Source organism: Candidatus Accumulibacter sp. ACC003 (assembly GCF_907163085.1).
In the GTDB taxonomy this organism is placed as follows: Bacteria; Pseudomonadota; Gammaproteobacteria; order Burkholderiales; family Rhodocyclaceae; genus Accumulibacter.
Window position 1 is genome coordinate 339,615 of the sequence record NZ_CAJQTX010000007.1, and the last position, 24,836, is coordinate 364,450.

Sequence of the window (24,836 nt, forward strand, 5' to 3'; positions counted from 1 at the left end):
CAAGGAAGAGTATGGACAAGTTCGTTCGTCTTGAAGGCCTGGTGGCACCGCTGGACCGGGCCAACGTCGATACCGATGCAATCATCCCCAAGCAGTTTTTGAAGTCGATCAAGCGCTCGGGATTCGGTCCGAACCTGTTCGACGGCTGGCGCTATCTGGACGTCGGTGAGCCCGGGGAGGATTCTTCGCTGCGGCCACGCAACACCGACTTCGTGCTCAACAAAGCGCGCTACGAAGGCGCGCAGATTCTCCTCACGCGCCAGAATTTTGGTTGCGGCAGTTCGCGCGAGCACGCGCCGTGGGCCTTGCTCGACTTCGGCTTTCGGGCGGTGATCGCCGAGAGTTTTGCCGACATTTTTTTCAACAACTGTTTGAAGAACGGCATTCTGCCGATTGTCCTGTCGGCCAGCGAGGTGGCGACCTTGTTTGCGCAGGTCGAGGAAACGCCGGGTTATCGGCTGCTGGTTGACCTGGCGCGGCAGCGCGTGGTCCGTCCCGACGGCAAGCTGTTGCCGTTTTCGATCGACGCCTTCCGCAAGGAATGTCTGCTCAACGGCTGGGACGATATCGGTCTGACCTTGCGTCACTCCGAACGGATCAGGGACTTCGAAGAGCAGCGGCGTCGCCAGCAGCCGTGGTTGTTCGCTTAAGGAACTGCTGATGAAGATTTGTGTTCTCCCGGGCGACGGAATTGGTCCGGAAATCACCGCCGAAGCGCTGCGCGTACTGCAGGCGCTGGCACTGCCTTGCGAGCTCAACGAGGCGCTGCTTGGCGGCTGTGCGGTCGATGCCACCGGCGATCCCTATCCGCCGGAAACGCAGCGTCTGGCTCAGGAAGCCGACGCGGTGTTGCTCGGTGCCGTCGGTGGTCCGCAGTGGGATGGCTTGCCGCGCGCGCAGCGTCCCGAGCAGGGGCTGCTGGCGATCCGCAAGCAGCTCGGTCTGTTTGCCAATCTGCGCCCGGCGATTCTCTATTCCGAGCTGGCCAACGCGTCCACGCTGAAGAGCGAGGTGGTCGCCGGGCTGGACATTCTGATCGTCCGCGAACTCACCGGCGACATCTATTTCGGGCAGCCACGCGGGATCGAATTGCGCGACGTCGATGGTCGCCAGGAGCGCTTTGCTTTCAACACCATGCACTACTGCGAAAGCGAGATCCGACGCATCCTGCGGGTGGCCTTCGAGGCCGCGCGCCGACGCAGTGGCAGGCTGTGTTCGGTCGACAAGATGAACGTCCTGGAAACGACGCAGTTGTGGCGTGAGGTGGCCATCGAGACGGCCGCCGACTACCCCGATGTCGAGCTCAGCCACATGCTGGTCGACAACGCGGCGATGCAGCTGGTGCGCAATCCCAAGCAGTTCGACGTGATCGTCACCGGCAACATGTTCGGCGACATTCTGTCAGACCAGGCGGCGATGCTCACCGGCTCGATCGGCATGCTGCCGTCGGCGTCTCTCGACGCCGACGGCAAGGGTTTGTACGAGCCATGCCACGGCTCGGCACCGGATATCGCCGGCCAGGGCGTCGCCAATCCACTGGCGACGATTCTCTCGGTGGCGATGATGTTGCGCTACACCTTTGCGCAGCAGGACGCCGCCTTGCGCATCGAGCGCGCCGTCAAGAGCGTTTTGGCCAAAGGCTACCGGACCGCCGATATCTACGAGCCGGGTATGCAGCAGCTGGGAACGAGGGCCATGGGCGACGCCGTGCTGGCGGCGCTGCAGGTCGACTAAGGGTTTTTTTTGCAACAGAACTGTGGGCAGAGGTAGACGGATGAACAGGGTAGGTCTGGTTGGTTGGCGCGGCATGGTCGGCTCGGTGCTGATGCAGCGGATGGTCGAGGAAGGTGATTTCGAGCACATCGAGCCGCTCTATTTCTCGACGTCTGCCGTTGGCGGCAAGGCGCCGGTCTATGCTGGCAAGGAAGCCGGCACGCTGCACGACGCGACGTCGATCGAGGCCCTGCGGGCGATGGACATCGTCATCAGTTGTCAGGGCGGCGATTACACCAAGGAAGTCTTCCCCAAGCTGCGCGCCAGCGGTTGGCAAGGGCACTGGATCGACGCCGCTTCGACGCTGCGCATGGCCGACGATACGGTGATCATTCTCGACCCGGTGAACCTCGATGTGATCGAAGCGGCAAAGGCGAAGGGCGGCAAGAACTGGATCGGCGGTAACTGCACGGTGTCGCTGATGCTGATGGGCATCGGCGGACTGTTCCGTCATGATCTCGTCGAGTGGGTCAGCGCCATGACCTACCAGGCGGCTTCCGGGGCCGGTGCCCAGAACATGCGCGAGCTGCTGCTGCAGATGGGGGCGCTGCATGACGCGGTGAAAGGCGAGTTGGCCGACGCGAATTCGGCGATTCTCGAAATTGACCGCAAGGTCGCCGAGACCATGCGCTCGTCGGCCTTTCCGACCAGGAACTTCCGCAATACGGCACTCGCCGGCAGCGTCATCCCTTGGATCGACGCGCCGGTCGACGGCGGTCAGTCAAAAGAAGAGTGGAAGGGTGGTGCCGAGTGCAACAAGATCCTCGGGCGCTCGCCTTTCCGCACGCCGGGCAGCATCCCGGTCGACGGCCTGTGCGTGCGGGTCGGTGCGATGCGCTGCCATGCGCAGGGTTTGACCATCAAGCTCAAGCGCGATCTGCCGTTAGATGAGCTGGAGTCGATCATTGCACAGGCCAATCCGTGGGTGAAGGTCGTCGCCAACGAGCGCGAAATCAGCGAGCGGGAACTGACCCCGGCGGCCGTCACCGGCAGTTTGACGGTTCCCGTCGGGCGCCTGCACAAGTTGGCGATGGGCCCGGAGTATCTCGGAGCGTTCACCGTCGGTGATCAGTTGTTGTGGGGGGCCGCCGAGCCGCTTCGCCGCATGCTTCGCATCCTGATTCGCAACTGATTGAAATTGAATGGGAAAAGTGGCGCGGTTGAGCCGCTTTTTCGGTTGCTGGTGAGCATCGATTGAAGAAGCACGTTTAGCTTGCATGGCTAACTTCATGATGTTATTTTAATAATTCAGATTTCGACGCTCAGGTGGCGCCGTGGCCAAGACAATACGTAAAACAGCAAATCATTTCAGCTTGCGGACTTCGGCATTGGCGGTGGCGTCAACGCTGTTCTTCGCGGCGGCGCCCTGGGCGACGGCCGAGGCCGCTGGCCTGGGCAAGATCAAGGTCTTCTCGGCACTCGGTCAGCCTTTGCGTGCCGAGGTTGAAGTCTTTGCTTCTCGCGAAGAGCTGGCGGGAATGACCGCGAAACTCGCGGCGCCGGCCGAGTTCAAGCAGGCGGGTGTCGACTACGCGTCGACTTTGCTGGGAATCAGTTTCGTCGTCAGCAAGAGCCAGAATGGCCAGGCGATCATCAAGTTGACGTCCGAGCGGCCGATCAGCGATCCGTTTGTCGACTTGTTGCTGGAGCTTAACTGGCCATCAGGTCGTTTGATCCGCGATTACACCTTCCTGCTCGACCCCCCCGAGTTCGCTGCACGGGCAGCCGCAGCGCCAGCCCCCGCGCTCGTCGCCAGGCCGGTTGCTTCGGCACGATCCGTCAGCGAAGCGCGCGCTCTCGCCGCCAGGCCCGCGGCCAGGGCCGAGTCGCCGCGGCCGACGCCAGCGCCAGCGCCAGCAGCCGTTGCTACCACGAGTACGCGTTACGAAGTCCGGCGTGGCGATACGCTGAGCAAGATTGCCCGTGAGACCAGGCCCGCCGGGGTGTCGCTCGATCAAATGCTGGTCGGCTTGTTCCGCGCCAACGAAGACGCCTTTGACCGCGGCAACATGAACCGGCTGCGTGCCGGCAAGATTCTGACGATTCCCGAGCAGGGCACGCTGGAATCGCTTGGCAGCGACGAAGCGGCAAGGATCGTCGTCGCGCAGTCGTCGGACTGGGGCGCCTACCGCCGCAAACTCGCGGCCGCTGCGGCCGACGCTGGCGCCGTCGAAGAGCCCGCCAGGCAACAAGCCGCCGGCAAGATCACGACCCGCGTCGAAGACCATGCAACGCCTGCTGCGGAAGCCAGGGACCAACTGAAGGTATCGAAAGGCGAGGCCGCCGGCAAGGCGGCGACGACGTCGGCGCGCAGCGACGAGGATCTGATCGCCAAGGAAAAGGCGCTTCGCGACGCCAACGAACGTCTGGCAAGTCTCGAGAAGAACGTCGCCGAGTTGCAGCGACTGGTCGAGCTGAAGAGTCAGAGTCTGGCCGATCTGGAGAAGCAATCGGTCGCCAAGGCGCCGCCGGCGGCACACGCTGGCGACATGCCGGCCGCTGCCAGCGCGCCGCCTGCGGCGAACCCAGCGGACAAGCCGCCAGCGCCACCGTTGGTCGACGCCAAGCCGGCCGAAGTCGCTCAGCCCGAGCAAAAATCCGACGAAGCGAAGGCCGAGGTCAGAACAGAAGAGGCCAAGCCCGCCGAGGCGCCCAGGCCGGTTGCCAAGCCGAAGGAGCCAGTGCTTGTGGCGCCGGAAGCTGAGGAGCCAGGCTTCCTGGAGGAGTTGTTGAGCAGCACGACCGCCCTGGCCGGTGGTGGCGCCATCGTCGCGCTGCTTGCCGCCTACGCGCTGGCCAGGCGTCGTCGCCAGGGCGAAGAGCGCTCGCTGGAGAGCAGCAGCACGCTGGTACCTCAGAGCGACAGTCTGGTCGCCAACTCGGTTTTTCGCAGTACCGGCGGACAGACCGTCGATACCTCGCATTCGATGGCTCAGTCCGATTTCAGCCAGGCTGGTCCGGGCAGTATCGATACCGATGAAGTCGACCCGGTTGCCGAAGCCGACGTCTATATGGCCTACGGCCGCGATGCGCAGGCTGAAGAAATCCTCCTCGAGGCGAGGCAGAAGGACCCCGGGCGCTACGCCATTCATCTGAAGCTGCTCGAAATCTATCTTGGCCGCAAGGATGCCAAGCCATTTGATGCGCTGGCGACCGATCTTTTCAACGCCACGGGTGGCGTTGGCGCCGACTGGGAAAAAGCGGCCGCGATGGGTCTCCAGCTCGATGCGCGAAACCCGCTATACGGTGCCGGGCAGGAAGCCGAGCCGGCGCTGCCGGCCGACGAGCCGCCAGCGCTGGCCGCCGAGGAGGCAACGTTCTTCGTCGAGCGCAAGGCTCCGCCGGCTCCGCTGGGCGACGCGACCGAGCTGTGGGTCGACACCGTGACCAAGCCGGGCGAACTGTCACGGCTTGCGCAAGTGGCGGCGGTCGCTGGCGCAGCCAAAGCGGAGGCGGCTAGCGATGCCGCAACAGACGGTAGTGCCGACGTCGGCGTCACGGCAAGCCACGACCCAAGCGATCTCGCGGACCTCGATTTTGACCTTGGCGCTGGCGAAAACAGGCAGGCGCCGCCGCCGGTCGCCAATGAATCTTTTCTCGAAACGACGCTCTCCTTCCCCAACACTTCGGCGGGCGACGCGCTGGACTTTGATTTTGCGACTTCCTTGCCGCAGGCCGAGACACCATCGTCTGCCGATAGCGACCCGGACGCCGCCGTCGATATCGACGCTGCTGACGACAGCGCCCCGATTGCTGTGGACGACGCCAGTGTGGCCGAGGAGACGATGCTCATCGGCTCTTCGCTGCACGCCAGCCCATCGCCTAGCGAGGCCAGCTTCGACTTCGATCTGGGGAGCGACGAGCCCGGCGATCCGAGTGCCGAGACGCAAGCGATTTCGCTCAGCGATCCGGACGAGCTGCTCGACATCGGCTCGGCGACCTTTGACTCGCTGGAGTTTGATGTCACGCTGACCGAATCGACGGTCCTTGGCCAGGGAATGCAGAATCCGTTGTTCGACCTGTCGTCGCTTAGCCTTGATCTGGACGAGGCGGCGGCAAGCGATGGCGCCGTGCCGGCGGACAGCGATTCGCTATCGGCCGACTTCGAGATCGACGAAGAAGATACGATGGTCAACCCCGATTTTTCGCTGCACGCGGAGCCGACCGACAGTACGCTCAGTGCCGCTTTTGCAACGGATATGGACCTGACGCCGGAATCCGAGATCACTTCCAGTGAAGAAGTGGCGACCAAGATCGACCTGGCCACGGCCTATCAGGAGATGGGTGACCTGGAAGGCGCCCGTGAGCTCCTGCAGGAGGTCCTGAAGGATGGCGACACGGCGCAACGCGAAACGGCTCTGGCGATCCTCGGCAAGTTGCGCGAGTAGCTCATCGGCAGGCCGTACTGGCCGTAGCACGCCGGCGTTACGGCGTAACCCATCTCCTGAGCCGCGCGCCGCAAGCCGCGAATTCGCCGTGCATCCAACAACCTACCTTGTCGTCTGGCTCTTGCTACTGGTCGCCAGCCAGTCGCTGGCTGGCCAGGCGCTCCTCGTGGCCTTGCTGTTGCTGCCGCTGTTGGGCCGATCGTCGCTGCGGCGTCTGCGGCGGCTCGCCTGGCGTACGCGCTGGCTTTTCCTGTCGCTGGTGGTGATCCTGTCGTGGGGAAGCGTCGGTGAGCCCGCCTGGAACGGCGCCCTGGCGCCGACCCGCGAGGGGCTGTTGGTCGCCGCGACGCATCTCGGCAGGCTGCTGCTGGCCCTGTCGGCAGTGGCGGTTCTTTTCGAGTCGATGCCGCTGGCCACCTTGCTGACCGCCACGCATCGCTTGCTTGAACCGCTGCGCGCCTGCGGCGTCGAGCCCGAGCGTGGCGTCGTCCGATTGATGCTGGTTCTCCGCTACCTCGAGACGATGCCGCGCCCGCGTGACTGGCGGCGTCTGCTTGATCTGCCGGCGAATGATGGCAACGAGGTGCTGGAGCTCGTCGATCAGCGCTTTTCATGGCTGGACGCGATGACCATGCTGATCGTCGCCGGCGGCGTCGCGGCTTTTCTCTCGCGGCAGGTCTGAGGACTATGCGCATTGCCCTGGGTGTCGAATACGACGGCAGTGCTTTTCACGGCTGGCAGACGCAAGCCGCCGGCGGCACCGTTCAGGATGTGCTGCAGCAAGCCTTGCAGCAGTTTGCCGGGACGCCGCTGGGCGTCGTCTGCGCCGGCCGTACCGACGCCGGCGTGCATGCCCTGGGACAAGTGGTGCACTTCGACACCGATCTGGAGCGGCCGATGTTCGCCTGGGTTCGCGGCGTCAATAGTTTCCTGCCGGCGGCGGTCGCGCTGCGCTGGGCGCAAACGGTCGGCGACGACTTCCATGCGCGCTTTTCCGCGTACGCCCGGCGCTACCGCTATCTGCTGATCAATCGGCCGCAGCGCAGTGGCGTCTGGAACGGCCGCGCCGGCTGGTATCATTACCCGCTGGACGTCGTCGCGATGCAGCAAGCCGCGCGCTTGTTACTCGGCGAGAACGATTTCTCGGCTTTTCGGGCTGCCCAGTGCCAGGCTACATCACCGGTAAAGACCATGCACAAAGCCGATGTTCAACGTTCCGGCGAGCTGATCAGCTTCGAATTCGAGGCCTCGGCATTCCTTCACCACATGGTCCGCAATCTGGTTGGCAGTTTGCTGCACGTCGGCAAGGGGACGCGTCGGCCCGAGTGGATAGCCGAACTGCTGGCAGCCGGCGATCGCCGCCTGGCGGCGCCGACTTTCGCCGCCGCCGGGCTCTATCTCGTCGCCGTCAGCTACCCGCCACAGCATGTCTTGCCGCCTGCCGACGAGCCGCTCTTCATACCCCTTGGCGTTTAGCGATGAGCAGCCGCCCGTTACAGCCGCTGCGGCCGCGCATCAAGATTTGCGGACTGACGCGGGTCGAGGACCTGGAGCAGGCGGTACACGTCGGCGCCGACGCCCTTGGATTGGTGTTCTACCCGCCGAGTCCGCGCTTCGTCGATCTCCAGACGGCGGCCCGCCTGGCGCGCGCGGTGCCGCCGTTTGTCACCCTGGTCGGGCTGTTCGTCAATGCCGACCCGGCGCTCGTGCGGGCGACGCTGGCGGCGGTACCGCTGCATCTGCTGCAGTGGCATGGCGACGAAGACGAAGCGTATTGCCGGCAATTCGATCGGCCCTACATCAAGGCGGCGCGCGTCAGGCCAGGGATGGATTTGCTACAATACGCGGCTGGCTTTCCGTCGGCGCAAGCGATTCTCCTCGACGCCTTCGTCGACGGTTACGGGGGCGGCGGCAAGGTCTTCGACTGGTCGCTGGTGCCGAGCTCGCTGGGCAAGCCACTGATCCTCTCGGGCGGGCTTGATGCCGACAACGTCGGCGCAGCCGTGCGGCGTCTGCGACCAGACGCGGTCGACGTCTCGTCGGGCGTCGAAGCGAGCAAGGGAATCAAGGATGCCGCAAAGATTCGGGCCTTTGTCGCCGCGGTGCACGCGGCAGCAGCGGTGGGCGGCGAACGAGGAAGGTGATGAAGACATTGCGCACGCGCAGAAAACCCGGTGGCTGGACGCGGACTTGCTGGCGACGCCACGTGGCCAGACATACCTGAGGCGGCGAGCGTGCCTGTTCGACGTTGAGCAAAGCTTTTATCGCCAGCCGCCGCAAGGAGATTTTTGATGGCCGTACATGATTACGATTTACCCGACGCCGCGGGCCATTTCGGCCGCTACGGTGGCGTCTTTGTCGCCGAAACGCTGATCGCCGCGCTTGATGAACTGAAGGAGGCCTACGCCGTCGCGCAGCGCGATCCGCAGTTCATCGCCGAATTCAACTACGAGCTGAAGCACTACGTCGGCCGGCCCAGCCCGATCTACCACGCCAGGCGCTGGTCGGAGGTCCTGGGCGGCGCCCAGATTTACCTGAAACGCGAAGACCTCAACCACACCGGCGCGCACAAGATCAACAACTGCATCGGGCAGGCGCTGCTCGCCCGCCGGATGGGCAAACCGCGGGTCATCGCCGAGACCGGTGCCGGCCAGCATGGCGTGGCGACGGCCACCGTCGCTGCACGCTATGGCATGGAATGCGTGGTGTACATGGGTTCCGAAGACATTCGGCGGCAGCTCGCCAATGTCTACCGGATGAAGCTGCTCGGCGCCCGCGTGGTGCCCGTCGACAGCGGTTCGCGAACTCTCAAGGACGCGCTCAACGAAGCGATGCGCGACTGGGTGACGCACGTTTCCGACACCTTCTACATCATCGGCACGGTCGCCGGCCCGCATCCCTACCCGATGATGGTTCGCGATTTTCAGTCGATCATCGGCCGTGAATCGATCGACCAGATGCAGGAACACTGCGCTCGCCAGCCCGATGCGGTGATCGCCTGCGTCGGCGGCGGCTCGAACGCGATGGGTATTTTCTATCCGTACATTCCGCTGGCCGGCGTGCGCCTGATCGGCGTCGAGGCGGCTGGCGAGGGCATCGCCACGGGCCGCCATGCGGCCTCGCTGACTGCCGGTCGCCCCGGCGTTCTGCATGGCAACCGGACGTATCTGTTGCAGGATGAGAACGGCCAGATCATCGAGACGCATTCGATCTCGGCCGGCCTCGACTATCCGGGCGTCGGCCCCGAGCACTCCTGGCTTAAGGACAGCGGCCGCGCCGAATACGTCAGCATCGACGACGCCGAGGCGCTGCAGGCTTTCCACGATCTGTGCCGTCTCGAGGGCATCATTCCGGCGCTTGAATCGAGCCATGCGCTGGCCTATGCCGCTGCCTTGGCGCCGACCCTGGCCAAGGATCAGATCCTGCTGGTCAACCTCTCCGGTCGCGGTGACAAGGATATGCACACCGTCGCCGAAAAATCCGGGATCACATTCTGACCATGGCCAAAATTGAAGCCGTATTCGAGCGCCTGCAGGCGCAGGGGCGCAAGGCGCTGATCCCGTTCATCACCGCCGGTGATCCCGATCCGGCGTTGACCGTTCCTCTGCTGCATACGCTGGTGCAGGCCGGTGCCGACATCATCGAGCTGGGCGTCCCTTTCTCCGATCCGATGGCCGACGGACCGACCATCCAGCGCGCCTCCGAGCGGGCTCTGGCGAAAGGCGTCAGCCTGCGTCAGGTGCTCGAAATGGTCGCCAATTTCCGCGCAGACGACAACGAGACGCCAATCGTTCTGATGGGCTACGCCAACCCGATCGAAGCGATGGGTATCGACACCTTCGCCGCGGCGTCTTTCGACGCCGGCGTGGACGGCGTGCTGGTGGTCGACTATCCGCCCGAGGAAGCGCTCGAGTTTGCCCAGACCTTGCATCGGCACGCACTCGATCCGATCTTCCTGCTCGCACCGACGTCCAGCGACGCGCGCATCGCGCAGGTCGGCGGGCTGGCCAGCGGTTACGTTTATTACGTCTCGCTGAAGGGCGTCACCGGTTCGGCGGCGCTCGACGTCGCTGCCGTCGCCGCTCGCATTCCGGAAATCAAGGCCCGCTGTGGCGTCCCGGTGGGCGTCGGTTTCGGCATCCGTGACGCGGCGACCGCTGGCGCGGTGGCGCAGATCGCCGACGCGGTGGTCGTTGGCAGCCGGATCATAGAAGAGATCGAACAAGCGTCGGCTGACGACGCTTGCGAGAAAGTCCGCGTCCTGGTCGCTGAACTTCGCCAGGGAATAGACGCGGCAAGCATGGCCTCGCGAGGAAAATCATGAGCTGGTTAAGCAAGCTGCTACCGCCGAAAATCAAGAGGAACGCCGACCGTGTCGCGCGCAAGTCGGCGCTTCCCGAAGGTCTGTGGAGCAAGTGTCCGGCGTGTGAGGCGGTGCTTTATGCCACCGACCTGGCCAGCAACTGCCACGTCTGTCCCAAGTGCGCACGGCACATGCGCATCGACGCGCGCGCACGCATCGATCTGCTGCTCGACGCCGATGGGCGCAGCGAGATCGCCGGCGACATCCTGCCGGTCGATTCGCTGGCCTTCAAGGACAGCCGTCGTTATCCCGAGCGCCTGAAGGAGGCCACCGAGTCCACCGGCGAGAGCGAGGCGCTGGTCGTCGTCAAGGGTGCGATCAGGAACTTGCCGGTGGTCCTGGCCGTTTTCGAGTTCGACTTTATGGGCGGTTCGATGGGCTCGGTACTCGGCGAGCGCTTCGTGCGCGGCGTCCAGGCGGCTGTCGAGCAGCGCGCGGCGTTCATCTGCGTTGCCGCCTCGGGCGGCGCACGCATGCAGGAAGGACTGTTCTCGCTGATGCAGATGGCCAAGGTGACGGCGGCCTTGACGCTGCTGTCGCAAGCCAAGCTGCCGTTCATCTCGATTCTCACCGATCCGACGATGGGCGGCGTCTCGGCGTCCTTCGCCTTCATCGGCGACGTGGTGATCGCCGAACCCGGAGCGCTGATCGGTTTTGCCGGTCCGCGCGTGATTGAGCAGACCGTCCGCGAAACGCTTCCCGAGGGTTTCCAGCGCGCCGAATTCCTGCTTGAAAAAGGCGCCGTCGATATCATCGTCGATCGCCGCCAGATGAAGGAGCGGGTCGCCAGCTTGCTGAGCCTGTTGCAGAAGCGGCCCGCCACGTCGTGAGCACGGCGAGGAGCGCGCGGTGAGCACTGTGCCGCGTGTCGCGCTGCCGCTTACCGATACGGCCAGCGAGCTGGCCAGCTGGCTGGCGAAAATCGAGGGCCTTCACCCGCGCGGGCAGGCGGGAATCGAACTCGGTCTGGAGCGTGTCCTGCGTGTCAAGGAGGCGCTCGGCCAGCAGCTGTGGTGCCCGTTGATCACCGTCGGCGGCACCAATGGCAAGGGCTCGACCTGCGCCTATCTGGAAGCGATTTACAGTTTCGCCGGTTACCGCGTCGGCTGCTACAGCTCGCCACATCTGCTGGCCTACAACGAGCGCGTGCGCGTCGATCGCTTGCCGGTCGACGACCAGCCGCTGTGCCAGGCCTTCGCCCGCGTCGAGGCGGCGCGCCGGGCGGCCGGAGACGTGCCGCTGACCTATTTCGAGTTCGGTACGCTGGCCGCGCTGGAAGTCTTTCGCGCCCGCCAGGTCGAAGTGTTGATTCTCGAGGTCGGCCTCGGTGGCCGGCTCGACGCGGTCAATGTCTACGACGCCGATTGCGCGGTGGTCACCAGCATCGCCCTCGATCACACCGAGTGGCTGGGGCCGACGCGCGCGTCAATTGGCTTCGAGAAGGCCGGCATCTTTCGCGCTGGCCGGCCGGCTTTGTGTGCCGATCCCGAGCCGCCGTCGTCGCTGCGCGAACACGCCCTGGCGATTGGCGCCGACCTGCAGCTGCTGGGCCGCGATTTCGGCTACTTCGGCGACGCCTTGCAGTGGACTTTCTGGGGGCGTGGCAAACTGCGTCGTGGCGGCCTGGCCAATCCTGCGCTGCGCGGCAGCTGCCAGTTGCGCAACGCTTGCGCCGCGCTGGCCGCCGTCGAGTCGCTGAAGCCGCAGCTGCCGGTGTCGATGCAGGCGCAGCGCCGCGGCCTGATCGAGCTCGAACTGCCGGGGCGTTTCCAGGTCTTGCCCGGGCGACCGACGATCATCCTCGACGTCGCCCACAACCCGCAGGCGGTCGGCGAGCTGGCCGACAACCTGGCTGGCATGGGCTTCTTCAGCCGGACCATCGCCGTCGTCGGGATGCTCGCCGACAAGGACCTTGCCGGTTCGCTGGCGCCGCTCGCCGGCAAGATTGATCTGTGGCTGCTGGCTGATCTCGAGGGACCGCGCGCGGCGTCGGCGGCTGCCCTGGCGGCGGTGGTCAGCGGCGCTGGCCTGGGCGGTAGCGTCGAGTGTCTGGCGACACCTGCACAAGCCTTCGCTCGTTCCGCCAAGCTGGCCAGCGAAAATGATAGAATCGCCGTCTTTGGATCGTTCTACACGGTCGCCGCCGTCATGCGCAGCATCAAGGACGGTCGCTGACCGCCGCGACGCGAGTGGATTCGACACTACCGATGACTGACACCTCCGACCCCCAACTGCATCTCAAGAAGAAGGCCCGCCGTCGCCTGGTCGGCGCCGTGGCCATCGCCGGACTGGCCGCCGTGATCCTGCCGATGGTCATGGACGAGGAACCGAAGCAGGCGGTGCACGACGTGCAGATCGCGATTCCCGGCCAGGAGCAGTTGCCCTTCGACCCCAGGGAGCTGGCCGCCCGCTCGGCCGCTCCAACTGGCGCGGCGGCTGTCGTCGTCGGCGAGGAAAACGACGGTGTCGCACCGGGCGGCGCCGCGCCCAAGGACGTCGCCACGGGGGCGATAGCCAAGGCCGGCCAAAGCGCCGCGGCAGTTGAAAAGGCCGCTGATCGGTCGGTCGACCGCGCCGCCGAAGAGAAAACCGTCGCCAAGGCGCTGGCTGAACAAAAAGCTGCCGAACAAAAAGCCGCCGAAAAGAAGGACGCAGAGCGAAGGGCCGCCGAAAGGAAGGACGCAGAGCGAAGGGCCACCGAAAAGAAGGACGCCGACAGAAGGGCCGACGAGAAAAGGGCCGCCGACAAGAAAGCGGCTGAGCAGAAGGCCGACAAGACCCCGCCCAGGAAGCCTGAACCGCCGGGCGAGCCGCCAAGCGCCGGCGACGCCCGATCGAACGGCCAGCAGGTGATTCTGGTCGGCGCCTTTGCCGACCCCGAGAACGTCAAGAAGCTGTTGAGCAAGATCGGCAAGGCCGGCGTTCCGACCTATACCGAAGCGCTCAATTCACCCGACGGCCCGAGGACGCGCGTGCGCGCCGGCCCGTTCCCGAACCGTGAGGCCGCCGAGAAGGCGCTCGAAACGCTCAAGCGCATTGGTGTTGGCGGAGTTGTCGCCAGCAAGCCATGACGGTCTTTGACTACGTCGTCTTGTTTGTCGTCGCGGTTTCTCTGGTGCTGGGCATGTGGCGTGGTGTGGTCGGCGAGATCATCGCCCTGGTCGCCTGGATTCTGGCCTTCTTCGCCGCGCGCTGGTGGGGTGATCTGGTGGCGCAGGGATTTACGTCGATTGCCGACCCGGTCTTGCGCATCGTTGCCGGCTGGGTGGCGGTATTCGTCGCCGTCCTGGTGGTCATGGCGCTCCTTCGCCTGGCCGTGCGCGGCCTGCTCAAGGCGCTGGGGATGACTTTGACCGACCGCTTGCTGGGGATCATCTTCGGCGTTGCCCGCGGTCTGGTAATCGTCCTGGCCCTGGTTGCCGTTGGCGGCATGACCTCGCTGCCCAAGGAAAAATGGTGGAGCGAGGCGTATTTCTCGGCCCCGCTGGAGACCGCGGTGCTGGCCAGCAGGCCGTGGTTGCCGTCTGAAGTGACCAAACGAATCAGTTTCGGGTAGGGAAAAAAACTATGTGCGGGATTCTTGGGGTTGTCGCGACGACGCCGGTCAATCAGCTGTTGTATGACGGCTTGATGGTTTTGCAGCATCGCGGCCAGGACGCCGCCGGCATCGCCACCGCCGAAGACGACGAGTTTCACCTACACAAGGCGCCGGGGCTGGTGCGCGACGTCTTTCGCACGCGCAATATGCGTGCTTTGCCGGGGAATATGGGCATCGCCCACTGCCGCTACCCGACCGCTGGTTCAGCCTTCGACTCATCGCTGTCGCAGCCTTTCTATGTCAATTCGCCATTTGGCATCGTTCTCGGGCACAACGGCAACCTGACCAACACCGGCCAGCTCAAGGACGAGATGTTCCGCCAGGACCTACGGCACATTAATACCCACTCCGATTCGGAAGTGCTGCTCAATGCGCTGGCGCACGAGCTGCAGGCGACCGCCAAGGGTTTCCGCCTCGACCTCGACACGATCTTTGGCGCGGTTGCCGCCGTTCATCGGCGCTGCCGCGGCGCCTATGCGGTGGTGGCGATGATCGCCGGTTATGGCATGCTCGCCTTTCGCGATCCATTCGGCATTCGGCCGCTGATCGTCGGGACCAATGAAACACCCGAGGGTACCGAGTACCTGTTCGCCTCCGAGTCGGTGGCGCTCGATACCCTGGGTTTCAAGGTGCTGCGCGACGTCGCGCCTGGCGAGGCGATCTTCATCGACCTCGATCACCGTATGCACCAACGGCAATGCGCCAGGAGTTCGGTGCTGGCGCCGTGCATTTTCGAATTTGTCTATCTGGCGCGGCCGGATTCGGTGATCGATGGCGTATCGGTCTACGAAGCGCGCCTGCGCATGGGCGAGCACCTGGCCGACAAGCTGGTCAAGCACATTCCCGTTGACGAGATCGACGTCGTTATCCCGATCCCCGATTCGAGTCGCCCCTCGGCGATGCAGTTGGCGCAGCGCATCGGTGTTCCGTATCGCGAAGGTTTCGTCAAGAACCGCTACATCGGGCGGACCTTCATCATGCCGGGTCAGGCGACGCGGCGGCGCTCGGTTCGCCAGAAACTGAACACCGTCGCGCAGGAGTTCAAGGGCAAGCGCGTGCTGCTGGTCGACGATTCGATCGTCCGCGGCACGACGAGTCGAGAGATCGTTGAAATGGCGCGCGCTGCCGGTGCGCTGAAGGTCTACTTTGCGTCTGCATCGCCGCCGGTACGCTACCCCAATGTTTACGGAATCGACATGCCGTCGCGCAGTGAGTTGATCGCCACTGGTCGTACCGGCGAGGACATCGCCCGCGAAATTGGCGCCGACGCGCTGGTCTATCAGGACCTCGACGCGCTGAAAGCGTCGATCCGCGAGCTGAGGCCGTCGCTGTGCTGTTTTGATACCTCGTGTTTCGATGGCATCTATGTCACCGGTGACGTCAGCCCCGAGTATCTGCAGGCGCTCGAACTGGCACGCGACGGCAGCGCTGCCGGCGCGCATGAAGGTCGCTGGATGTCGCGGCAGTTGCAGCTGAACCTGATGTCGGTTGGCTGAAGCCGATGGCGTCGAATCCGGAGTTGATGATGGAGTCTAGCGTGCCGCCAATCGGCGATTATTCCCTCGAGACGCTGGCCGTTCGTGCTGGCCAGCAACGCAGTCAGTTCAACGAGCACAGCGAGGCGCTGTACCTGACGTCGAGCTTCGTCTTCGACAGCGCGGCGCAGGCGGCAGCGCGCTTTTCCGGTGCCGAAGAAGGCAACGTCTACTCGCGCTTCACCAATCCGACGGTGTCGGCGTTCGAAACTCGGCTGGCGGCACTCGAGGGCGCCGAGGCGTGCGTTGCCACCGCTTCCGGGATGTCGGCGATTCTCTCGCTGGTGATGTCGCTGTGCAGTAGCGGTGAGCACATCGTTTCCTCGTCGGGCCTTTTTGGCGCGACGCAACAGTTGCTTGGCACGATCATGCCGCGTTTCGGGATTCAGACCAGCTTCGTCGAGCAGACCGACGTCGCCGCCTGGCGAGCGGCGATCCGGCCGGAAACCAGGCTGTTTTTTCTGGAAACGCCGTCGAATCCCTTGACCTCGGTCGCCGATATCGCCGCGTTGGTCGAGGTCGCGCACCAGCGCGGCGTTCTGGTGGTCGTCGACAACTGCTTCTGCACGCCGATTCTGCAGCGGCCGCTCGACCTCGGCGCCGATCTGGTGCTGCATTCGGCGACCAAGTACCTCGACGGGCAGGGGCGGGTTCTCGGCGGCGCCGTCGCCGGACCGAAGCGACTGACCGACGAGGTCTTCAGGTTCCTGCGCACCGCCGGGCCGACGCTGTCGGCGTTCAACGCCTGGGTCCTGCTGAAGGGCCTGGAGACGCTGCAGATCCGCATGCAGGCGCAGTCGGCGAAAGCGCTGCAGCTGGCACAGTGGCTGGAGCGGCAGCCGCGCGTGACGCGCGTCTACTACCCTGGCCTACGCTCGCATCCGCAGTTCGAGCTCGCCAGTCGGCAGCAGAAGAGCGGTGGCGCGATCGTCTCGTTTACCGTCAAGGGCGCTCGCGAAGAAGCGTGGAAGGTCGTCGACAGCTGCCGTCTGCTGTCGATAACCGCCAACCTCGGCGATACCAAGACGACGTTGACGCATCCGGCATCGACGACGCACGGCCGTATCACTCCCGAGCAACGCGCGCTGGCCGGCGTCAGCGAGGATCTACTACGGATTGCCGTCGGTCTTGAAGGCGTTGTCGACCTGCAGAACGACCTCGAAACAGGCTTGTCGGCGATTTAGTAGTGGCTTGGTTGCTTAATGGCGGCCGACGGTGGGTTCGCGGCGCTTTGGCCGGGCCAGGTCGTGGCGGTCGCCGGCGGCGTTCCTGATCGCCTCCTTGGCCTGATTGGGCATCATCAGATAGGTCATCAGGCTCGAACCGATGCACACCAGCCAGAAGAGCAGAAAACCAGTCGAGTAGGTGGCCGTCACCGACCATTCGACGAGCTGCCCGAAGAGGTACAACTGCGCCGGGTCGATCATTGTGAAGAAGATCGTTTCGGCGATGCCGGCGGCGATGAACGCCGGCCACATTACCCATATCACGTATTTCATGTTCTCTCCATGTTCTTGGTGGCGGCGCCAAGCCGCGCTGCAAACCGGCGCCATCGGCAGGAATTGCCGGTGCTATCCGATCGACGCCGCCGCCGGTGTTGAGCGAAGTTCGGGCGGGCCTGGCGCTTGCTTGTCGCTGCGCCGACGATCAGTCACGGACCGAGGCGACACCTGGGAAGCTGCGAATGTGGCACAGACCGCGCGGCCGTTCAAGTGGCAAATCACAGTGGCGGGCAGTCGGGCTCTTTCCGGTGCCTGCCGGGGACGCCACGGCGGTCTGTGGTGCGCGCTGGCGACGATCAGCACCTTGCTTGGCGGCCATGGCCAGCGACCACCATAGCGATGCTTTGGCGATGCCGTGCTCGCTAGCCGGCGATCGGCGTTTGTTTCTCGCCCTTGGTCGCCGCCGTGCTCCTGGCTTCGTCTTCGCGCTTGCCCGCTGCGGCGCTTCTGGCGGCCTCGTCGCGCTTCTCCTGCTCGGCGCTACGCTTCGCCAGGTAATCGGCGAACTGCAGATCGTGCGTCAGGATGTGACTGACCAACCAGTTGCGGAGAAATCGGTGCGTGTCCATGGTGATCGACGACGAGTCGGCGGCGAGCTCCTCGCCCAGGCGGAAAATTGCCAGATAGAGCTCCTCGTGCAGAGCGCAGTGCGCGGACAGCGTTGGATAGTCGTTCTCCAGCATTGTTTCTTCCTCGTGGCGAAAATGCTCCTCGGAGTATTGCACCAGATCGTTGAGGATGCTCTGCAGCTCGCGCGTATCGGCGCCGCTGCGGTGGCGATCGTGGAAGCCGTTGATCAGGCCGAACAAAAAAAGGTGCTCGCGGTCGATGTGTTCGACGCCGACACGATATTGGTCTCGCCAGCTGAGAAAAGCCATTGTTGAGTCCCCAGTAATTTTCCGGTGCCGCCAGGCGCTGTCGGCGTCTGCCGGAGTCATTCGAGCAGTACATGATGGTGCCACACGATGGCGGGATTTGGCGAACACTCTGCATGTGGCATCAACCGAGACGGCACCGGCTGCAAAGCCCATAACGGCTTCGCTCACGGCTGGCGCGCGCGGCGGCCGAGGGCTGCCGGCGCCCCTTCCACACCAAACAAGCTGGCGCCGATGAGCGTCGCTGGCGATCTGGGCGGCCAGTGCGGTGAGCTTGTCGACGACGGCCTTGGCGGCGAAACCCTGAGGAGCCGCATGCCAAGTCAAGCCGGAGTATGCTCCAAGGCGATTCGATTCTTGAGCCGGCGAAACGCCTCTTCAACGCGCCAGCGACTGTGGTACGGATCGGCAAACGAGGCGGCCGGAAAAAGCGCCGTATCCAGCAGCGACGTCATCACCACATGGACCCGAGCATTTGGCGTCAGCACGCGCCGGAACTCGCTCAAGGCGGGCGGCACTGCGTGCGCCGACAGTTGCTTCAGATTGTCGCTGGAGAGGATCGCGTCCACGCTGGCGCCGGCGAGCGGCGCCATGGCGGTCAGGCGGCCGACCAAATCGGGCGCGACCGAGGCGTCGATGTCGCAGCGAATCTCGCCAGCCGCAGCGCAGGACCACAATCGACATGCAGGATGGTTTTTCGCTGTGCTGTCATCGCCGACGAAACCACGGGCTCATTCTTTTTCGTCGTGGCGAGGATAGTGGTCGCCATGGTCGCTGCTTAAGGCGCCGAGCGGATTGCCGCTGCTCGCCGAAACAGGTTAAATTACGCCTCTTGGCAAGCGCGCGGCATCGCTCAGGGAGGCCCCATGAAAATTGATCTCGAACACTTTGGTTTGGCGGATGTGCCGGTCGATCCGGACACCGTATTTACTTTCGCCGAGGGCCTCGCCGGTTTTGCCGACTGTCGCCGCTTCAAGATCTTTCACGAGGAAGGCAAGGCGACGGTGTTCTGGCTGCAGTCGCTCGACGACCCGGCCTTGATGTTCCCGATCGTCGAGCCCGAGGTGCTCGATCTCGAATACCAGATCGAGCTTTCCGACGCCGACTGCGAGCTGCTCGGGCTCGAACGTCCAGAGGACGCGACGGTGGTGGTGATCGTTTACCGCGACCCCGCCGCGGGCGGCAAGATTGCCGCCAATACGCGCTCGCCGATCATCCTCAATCCAGCCAATCGGCGGGCGTTCCAGAAGGTCTTGCAGGAAGTGCATCCGACGCTGCTCTATCGCGCGCGCTGATGTCCGGCAGCGACAGGCGGCGCCACGGCGGTCGACAAGGTCAAGTGGGTTGCCGGTAGCGTCAGCGCCGAGGGCGTCGACAGTGCGCAGGCGGCGCAGCTTGTACCGTTGGCAATGCCGGTGTTTGTCGGTGAGCGGCTGCGCACCACTGCCGCCGGCTCGCGGCGGTTGATGTTGGCCGACGATAGGCTGATCACCGCCGGGCCGCACAGTCCGTGGCTGATCAACGATTTCCAGTTCGATACGACGACGCACGAGGGTAATCTGCTGACCACGTTGGCCAAGCGAACGCTCAGCGTGGTGACCGGGTGCGACGCCATTTTCGCAAGTACTTCGACGGCGATCCTCAAGAAAGCGTAATTTGTGTCGTAAACCGCTGTAGTGGCGAGCCGGCCGACGATACCTGAAGGGAGCAAGAAGATGGGCGGAGTTGCTTGGAAGATTCGTGCCGTAATGTTGCTTCAGCTTGCCGCTTCTGCTCTGGCCGCGTGGCTGGTGAGCAGCGTTTTCGGCGGCAGCGTCAATGCCTGGCTTGCTGCCCTCGGCGTGCTGGCCGTTTTGGCCGTGCTCCTTGCGGTGCTCGTCGAGAACAATCTGGTCGGTCGTCTGAACGCATTGCGGGTAGTGATTGCCGGCATGTACGGCGATGGCGACCTGACCAGGCGGGCAGCGGTGCAGGGGAGCGACGAGATTGCCGCCGTGGCCAGCGATTTCAACCGCCTGATCGGCAGCTTTGCAACGATCGTCGGCAAGGTGCTGTTCAACTCGGTCGAGGTGGTAAGTGCGTCCAAGCAACTGATGGGCGACGCCAACCGCGTCGCCGCCGGGTCGAATCAGCAACGCGACGCGGCCCTGGCGACGACTACCGCGATGGGCGAGTTGACCGAGAACATGAATCAGGTCAATCAGAGTGCCAGCGAAACGGCGACCATTTCCGAGACCTCGAACCAGTTGTCTACCGAAGGGATGCGCATCGTGCACAGCGCGTCGGCAGAAATGGAACAAATTGCCGCTTCGGTGACCCAGTCGGCGAAAGTGGTGTGTGCGCTTGGCGAACGTTCGAAGGCGATCAGCGGCATCGTCCAGACGATTCGCGAGATCGCCGACCAGACCAACCTGCTGGCGCTCAACGCGGCGATCGAGGCGGCGCGCGCAGGCGATCAGGGGCGTGGCTTCGCGGTCGTTGCCGACGAGGTGCGCAAGCTCGCCGAGCGCACCTCACAGGCAACTGGCGAGATCAGCCAGATGATTGCCGCGATTCAGGGTGAGACGCAGAGCGCGATTTCGAGTATTGAGGCGGGTAGCGGCCAGGCTCGCAATGGTGCCGAACTTGCCCGGCAGGCAGCCGAGTCGCTGGAGCGCATCAACAGCGGCGCGCGCGCGACGATGGAGAAAGTCGACGCCATCGCCGTCGCCGTCAGCCAACAGAGCCGCACCGGCCAGAGTATCGCCGAGCATGTCCGCCGGATCAGGGATATGGCCGACGCCAATAACGCCGTGGCCGCCGAGACGCTGGTCGCGGTCGATCATGTCGAATGCCTGGCCGAGAATCTCCGGGAGATCAGCAACGTCTTCAAACTCGGCGCGGTCGGCGATCAGGCGCTGGCGACGCATGCCCGGATGCCCGAGATCGTCAAGCAGACGGCGCTTGGCGTCGGGCAGCTTTTCGAGCGAGCGATCGACACCGGCAAGATCAGAATCGAAGACCTTTTCGACGACCGCTACCAGCCGATCGCCAATACCCGGCCGCAGAAATTCAAGACGCGTTTCGACGATTTCACCGATCAGAACGTAACGCCGCTGCAAGAGAGCGTACTCGAGCAGTGCAAATGGGCGGTCTACGCGATTTGTATCGATCGCAACAGTTACGTGCCGACGCACAACCGCAAGTTCTCACAGCCGCTGACCGGCGACGAGAAGCTTGATTTCGTGAACAATCGGAGCAAGCGTGTTTTTGACGACCCGGTAGGAAAGCGCTGCGGCACGCACGATCAGCCTTTCCTCTTGCAGACCTACCGGCGCGACACCGGCGAGGTGATGCACGACATTTCGGCGCCGATCGTCGTCAAGGGCCGGCGCTGGGGTGGTTTCCGTATTGGTTACAAGACCGAGGTGTGATGTCTGTAGTCCGGAGTCGTGTCGGCGACCGAGGCCACGGTGATGGCTTGCCTGGTCGCTGTTGCTCGATGAGTCGTCGCCGTTTGCGGCCGATGGTCGATCATGACGGCGCAGCGCTGATTGGCTTAAGATGTTTGCGGCAAGGCGTGTCCTGGTCCGTGCGCGAGGGAAGAGAGTAATGTCAGAACTGTTGAAGAGCATCGACGCCCGCACCAAGCTGGCGGGGACCAACAAGCTGGAGATTCTGCTGTTCTCGCTCGGTACCGATTCGCGTACCGGCCGGCAGGAGACCTTTGGTATCAATGTTTTCAAGGTCCGCGAGGTCATGCGCACGCCCTTGATTACGGCAGCGCCGGAAATGCCCGCTTCGGTTCAGGGAATGGTCAGTCTGCGCGGCGTGCTGGTGCCGGTCGTCGATCTGGCGCGCTATGCCGGCGTCGATAGCCAGGCGCCGCGTTCGATCATGATCGTCACCGAGTACGCTGGCCACACGCAGGGATTCCTGGTTGAGGGGGTCGATACCATTCTCCGCCTCGACTGGAGTCAGATGCGCGTGCCGCCAGCGATGCTTCTGGCTGAAATGGGTGGCCTGGTGACCGCGGTGACGGAGTTGAGCGACGGTCGTCTGGTGATGCTGATGGACGTCGAAAAAATCCTGTCGGAAACGACCCACTACGACGACGAGATCGTCTTCCGCAACATCAAGCCGCTTGGCAAACCCGAGTTGACGGTCTACTTCGCCGACGACTCGGCGGTCGCCCGCAAGCAGATCGAGCGCACGCTCGAGGCCATGGACGTCAAATTCGTGGCGGCGATCAATGGTCTGGAAGCGTGGGACGAACTCACCAAGACGGCCGCCTACGCGGTGTCGGCCGGGCGGCCGGTCAGCGAGCTGATCAGCCTGGTGCTGACCGACATCGAGATGCCCGAAATGGATGGCTACATCCTGACCAAGAAGATCAAGTCCGACGCGCGCTTTGCCGGTGTGCCGGTGATCATGCATTCGTCGCTGTCGGGGATGTCCAACCAGCAGCTTGGCAAGTCCGTTGGCGTTGACGAGTATGTGCCCAAGTTCGAGCCGCAGCGATTGTCGGAAACGCTGGCGAGACGGCTGTTGGGCGATCTTCCCACGGTACAGTTGACCTGATCTCGCGATCTCTGGAGCGATACGATGGATTTGGCAGAACGGAAGAACCTGCTCGAGGGCGTTGACGCGAGAACCCGGCTAGCCGGTTCCAACAAGATGGAGATCCTGTTGTTCTCGCTGGGTACGCGGGAGACCTTCGGGATCAACGTCTTCAAGGTCCGCGAGGTCGGCCGCACACCGCATATCACCAAGACGCCGAATATGCCGCGCGGCGTAGAAGGCCTGATTTCCTTGCGCGGCAACGTCATCCCGGTGCTGTCGCTGATCTCCTTTCTTGAGCACAAGGATCAGCCGCTTGAGTACGGCAAGACGATGATGGTCGCCGAGTACTCGAAGCGAACGCTCGGCTTTCTGGTGCACGAAGTCGATCGGATCATCCGCGTCGATTGGGAGAGGGTGAAGGCACCGGAAAGCGTCCTGGCGAGCAATCAGGGTTTGATTACCGCCGTCACCGAACTCGACGACGGCAAGCTGGTGTCGATTCTCGACGTCGAGCAGATCCTGGCCAACGCCTTTGGCGAGGCGATCATTGTCGATATCCAGCCGGCCAACGTCGGTGAGGACGTCAGCGTGTTCTTTGTTGACGATTCGGTCGTCGCTCGCCGGAAGATCGCCGAGGTGCTCGACAAGCTGGGCGTCAAGCACAAGCACGCGACCAATGGCGCCGAGGCCTGGAGCCGGCTGCAGGGAATCGCCGCGCACGCCAGCCAGATCGGCAGCGGCGTGCGCGACGAGATCCGGATGATTCTGGTTGACGCCGAAATGCCGGAAATGGACGGCTACGTCCTCACCAAGCACATCAAGGGCGACGCCCGCTTTAGCGGCGTGCCGGTGGTCATGCACTCGTCGCTGTCGTCGCAGGCCAATCACGCGATGGGCAAGGCAGTCGGTGTTGACGCGTACGTCGCCAAGTTCGACGCCGAAGTCCTTGCCGATACGCTGCGCCCCCTGCTCGAGCGCTAAAAGAAGAACCAGGAGTAATAGATGGCTGATCCAAAGATGCGAATTCTGGTGGTGGACGACTTTTCGACGATGCGCCGTATCGTCAGAAATCTCCTCAAGGAACTGGGCTTTGCCAACGTTGATGAGGCCGAGGACGGCGCCATCGCGCTGCAGAAACTGAAGGCGGGCGGCGTCGAATTCGTCGTCACCGACTGGAATATGCCGAATATGGACGGCCTGCAGCTGCTGAAGGCGATTCGCGCCACGCCGGCGCTCAAGCACCTGCCGGTGATGATGATTACCGCTGAAGCGAAGAAGGAAAACATCATCGCCGCGGCGCAGGCCGGTGCCAGTGGCTACATCGTCAAGCCGTTTACGGCGGCAACGCTGGCCGAGAAGCTGCAGAAGATTTTTGACAAGATGGGTGGCTGAGATGAGCGATGCCAACACCTCTGGGGACTCGAAGGAACTCGAGGACTTGTTCGAAAGCATCGTCGCGGACGTTGCTAAGAGCGCCGCGCCGCCGCCGGAGCAGGGCCAAGCATCGCTGCTACAGCGACTGCGCGAGGGCGATGGCGAGGACGACGACAGCGACGAGTTGCAAAGCTTGTTCGAAGCGGTGGTTGCCGCGCAGCGTACGGATGACGCAGCGCCTGCCGAGCCGCCCGCCGCCGCCAGCGTCAGCAGCAACGACAAGGTGTTTCAGCGCGTCGGCCAGATGGCCAGGCAGTTGCACGACACGCTCGGCGAGTTGGGCTATCACGCGCTGCTCGAAAGCACGGTGGCCGCCATCCCGGACACCCGCGACCGATTGACCTATATCGCCAATCTCACCGAGCAGGCGGCGTGCCGGGTTCTCAACGCGACCGATGTTGCGACGCCGCTGCAGGACGAACTCGAGGTCGGGGCGGCCGTGCTGTCGCTGAAATGGGATGCGCTGTACGCCAACAAGATGGGCGTCGACGACTTCAAGCGTCTGGCCGACGAGACGCGCAGCTTTCTCAAGCAGGGAATTCCCGAAAAGACCGAAGCGACCAAGGCGCAGCTGCTCGAGATCATGATGGCGCAGGATTTCCAGGATCTGACCGGGCAGGTGATCAAGAAGACGATTGCCGTCGCCCAGGAGCTGGAGTCGCAACTGATGGGCGTGCTGATTGAAACGATGCCGGGCGAGCGGCGTACCGAATCGGTGTTGAGTCTGCTCAACGGGCCGGTGGTCAACGCCGCCGGGCGCAACGATGTCGTGGCGTCGCAGCAGCAGGTCGACGACCTGCTCGACAGCCTGGGATTCTAGGAGAAT

Annotated in this window: 25 protein-coding genes; 22 read left to right on the top strand and 3 right to left on the bottom strand. The window is 63.8% G+C overall.

All coding sequences use genetic code 11. From position 1 onward, the window contains the following. Nucleotides 1-11: 11 nt before the first annotated feature. The 15 genes from leuD (at nucleotide 12) to QZ656_RS16980 (ending at nucleotide 16,841) form a co-directional block, all read left to right on the top strand. The gene (leuD, locus tag QZ656_RS16910) at nucleotides 12-650 is read left to right on the top strand and encodes a 3-isopropylmalate dehydratase small subunit (RefSeq protein WP_291994489.1); all 639 of its coding nucleotides are present in this window, start codon (nucleotides 12-14) and stop codon (nucleotides 648-650) included. A 10-nt stretch (nucleotides 651-660) separates the two neighbouring features. Continuing rightward, nucleotides 661-1,734, top strand: a complete 1,074-nt coding sequence (leuB, locus tag QZ656_RS16915; protein ID WP_291994490.1) for a 3-isopropylmalate dehydrogenase — start codon at nucleotides 661-663, stop codon at nucleotides 1,732-1,734. A gap of 40 nt (nucleotides 1,735-1,774) precedes the next feature. Continuing rightward, nucleotides 1,775-2,905, top strand: a complete 1,131-nt coding sequence (gene asd / locus QZ656_RS16920) for an aspartate-semialdehyde dehydrogenase (protein ID WP_291994491.1) — start codon at nucleotides 1,775-1,777, stop codon at nucleotides 2,903-2,905. A 202-nt stretch (nucleotides 2,906-3,107) separates the two neighbouring features. Continuing rightward, on the top strand, nucleotides 3,108-6,161 hold the full coding sequence (locus QZ656_RS16925; RefSeq protein WP_291994492.1) for a FimV/HubP family polar landmark protein: 3,054 nt from the start codon (nucleotides 3,108-3,110) through the stop codon (nucleotides 6,159-6,161). A gap of 88 nt (nucleotides 6,162-6,249) precedes the next feature. Further along, nucleotides 6,250-6,843 carry a CbiQ family ECF transporter T component gene (locus tag QZ656_RS16930; RefSeq protein ID WP_291994493.1) on the top strand — a complete coding sequence of 198 codons (594 nt, stop codon included), beginning with the start codon at nucleotides 6,250-6,252 and terminating at the stop codon, nucleotides 6,841-6,843. Nucleotides 6,844-6,848: 5 nt separating this feature from the next. Further along, nucleotides 6,849-7,637, top strand: coding sequence for a tRNA pseudouridine(38-40) synthase TruA (truA, locus tag QZ656_RS16935; protein ID WP_291994494.1), 789 nt, complete (start codon nucleotides 6,849-6,851; stop codon nucleotides 7,635-7,637). Nucleotides 7,638-7,639: 2 nt separating this feature from the next. After that, on the top strand, nucleotides 7,640-8,305 hold the full coding sequence (locus QZ656_RS16940; RefSeq protein WP_291994495.1) for a phosphoribosylanthranilate isomerase: 666 nt from the start codon (nucleotides 7,640-7,642) through the stop codon (nucleotides 8,303-8,305). Nucleotides 8,306-8,452: 147 nt separating this feature from the next. Beyond that, a complete protein-coding gene (gene trpB / locus QZ656_RS16945) occupies nucleotides 8,453-9,658 on the top strand; it encodes a tryptophan synthase subunit beta (protein ID WP_291994496.1) in 1,206 nt (401 codons plus the stop codon). Between the two features lie 2 nt (nucleotides 9,659-9,660). Then, on the top strand, nucleotides 9,661-10,485 hold the full coding sequence (trpA, locus tag QZ656_RS16950; RefSeq protein WP_291994497.1) for a tryptophan synthase subunit alpha: 825 nt from the start codon (nucleotides 9,661-9,663) through the stop codon (nucleotides 10,483-10,485). Continuing rightward, on the top strand, nucleotides 10,482-11,354 hold the full coding sequence (accD, locus tag QZ656_RS16955) for an acetyl-CoA carboxylase, carboxyltransferase subunit beta (protein ID WP_291994498.1): 873 nt from the start codon (nucleotides 10,482-10,484) through the stop codon (nucleotides 11,352-11,354). Before trpA ends, accD begins: the two co-directional genes overlap by 4 nt. Nucleotides 11,355-11,373: 19 nt before the next feature. Beyond that, entirely contained in the window at nucleotides 11,374-12,699 is a 1,326-nt protein-coding gene (gene folC, locus QZ656_RS16960) for a bifunctional tetrahydrofolate synthase/dihydrofolate synthase (RefSeq protein WP_291994499.1), read from the top strand. 32 nt (nucleotides 12,700-12,731) lie between these two features. Then, complete coding sequence (locus tag QZ656_RS16965) at nucleotides 12,732-13,595, top strand: SPOR domain-containing protein (RefSeq protein WP_291994500.1); 864 nt, start codon at nucleotides 12,732-12,734, stop codon at nucleotides 13,593-13,595. Continuing rightward, a complete protein-coding gene (locus QZ656_RS16970; RefSeq protein WP_291994501.1) occupies nucleotides 13,592-14,080 on the top strand; it encodes a CvpA family protein in 489 nt (162 codons plus the stop codon). The genes QZ656_RS16965 and QZ656_RS16970 overlap by 4 nt, the downstream gene beginning before the upstream one ends. Nucleotides 14,081-14,091: 11 nt before the next feature. Next, complete coding sequence (gene purF / locus QZ656_RS16975; protein ID WP_291994502.1) at nucleotides 14,092-15,618, top strand: amidophosphoribosyltransferase; 1,527 nt, start codon at nucleotides 14,092-14,094, stop codon at nucleotides 15,616-15,618. A 26-nt stretch (nucleotides 15,619-15,644) separates the two neighbouring features. Continuing rightward, nucleotides 15,645-16,841, top strand: coding sequence for an O-succinylhomoserine sulfhydrylase (locus tag QZ656_RS16980; RefSeq protein WP_291994503.1), 1,197 nt, complete (start codon nucleotides 15,645-15,647; stop codon nucleotides 16,839-16,841). 15 nt (nucleotides 16,842-16,856) lie between these two features. On the opposite strand, the gene QZ656_RS16985 is transcribed toward QZ656_RS16980, so the two are convergent. The 3 genes from QZ656_RS16985 to QZ656_RS16995 all read right to left on the bottom strand — a co-directional run bounded on the left by QZ656_RS16985 (nucleotide 16,857) and on the right by QZ656_RS16995 (nucleotide 18,648). Then, nucleotides 16,857-17,156 carry a hypothetical protein gene (locus QZ656_RS16985; RefSeq protein ID WP_291994504.1) on the bottom strand — a complete coding sequence of 100 codons (300 nt, stop codon included), beginning with the start codon at nucleotides 17,154-17,156 and terminating at the stop codon, nucleotides 16,857-16,859. 365 nt (nucleotides 17,157-17,521) lie between these two features. Then, nucleotides 17,522-18,037 (bottom strand): bacteriohemerythrin, encoded by a 516-nt coding sequence (locus QZ656_RS16990; protein ID WP_291994505.1) that lies wholly within the window; start codon nucleotides 18,035-18,037, stop codon nucleotides 17,522-17,524. Between the two features lie 320 nt (nucleotides 18,038-18,357). After that, complete coding sequence (locus QZ656_RS16995; protein WP_291994506.1) at nucleotides 18,358-18,648, bottom strand: transposase; 291 nt, start codon at nucleotides 18,646-18,648, stop codon at nucleotides 18,358-18,360. Nucleotides 18,649-18,900: 252 nt separating this feature from the next. Between QZ656_RS16995 and fliW the strand changes: the two genes are divergently transcribed. The 7 genes from fliW (at nucleotide 18,901) to cheZ (ending at nucleotide 24,830) form a co-directional block, all read left to right on the top strand. Then, entirely contained in the window at nucleotides 18,901-19,329 is a 429-nt protein-coding gene (gene fliW / locus QZ656_RS17000) for a flagellar assembly protein FliW (protein ID WP_291994507.1), read from the top strand. A gap of 114 nt (nucleotides 19,330-19,443) precedes the next feature. Further along, nucleotides 19,444-19,689: a hypothetical protein gene (locus QZ656_RS17005; protein WP_291994508.1), complete on the top strand. Its 246-nt coding sequence runs from the start codon at nucleotides 19,444-19,446 to the stop codon at nucleotides 19,687-19,689. A gap of 93 nt (nucleotides 19,690-19,782) precedes the next feature. Further along, the gene (locus QZ656_RS17010) at nucleotides 19,783-21,447 is read left to right on the top strand and encodes a methyl-accepting chemotaxis protein (protein ID WP_291994509.1); all 1,665 of its coding nucleotides are present in this window, start codon (nucleotides 19,783-19,785) and stop codon (nucleotides 21,445-21,447) included. 178 nt (nucleotides 21,448-21,625) lie between these two features. Then, nucleotides 21,626-22,594, top strand: a complete 969-nt coding sequence (locus QZ656_RS17015) for a chemotaxis protein (RefSeq protein WP_291994510.1) — start codon at nucleotides 21,626-21,628, stop codon at nucleotides 22,592-22,594. Nucleotides 22,595-22,618: 24 nt separating this feature from the next. Then, nucleotides 22,619-23,557, top strand: a complete 939-nt coding sequence (locus tag QZ656_RS17020) for a chemotaxis protein (RefSeq protein WP_291994511.1) — start codon at nucleotides 22,619-22,621, stop codon at nucleotides 23,555-23,557. Nucleotides 23,558-23,578: 21 nt separating this feature from the next. Then, nucleotides 23,579-23,968, top strand: coding sequence for a chemotaxis response regulator CheY (gene cheY, locus QZ656_RS17025; RefSeq protein WP_291994512.1), 390 nt, complete (start codon nucleotides 23,579-23,581; stop codon nucleotides 23,966-23,968). 1 nt (nucleotide 23,969) lies between these two features. Continuing rightward, a complete protein-coding gene (gene cheZ, locus QZ656_RS17030; RefSeq protein ID WP_291994513.1) occupies nucleotides 23,970-24,830 on the top strand; it encodes a protein phosphatase CheZ in 861 nt (286 codons plus the stop codon). The last annotated feature ends 6 nt before the right edge of the window (nucleotides 24,831-24,836 follow it).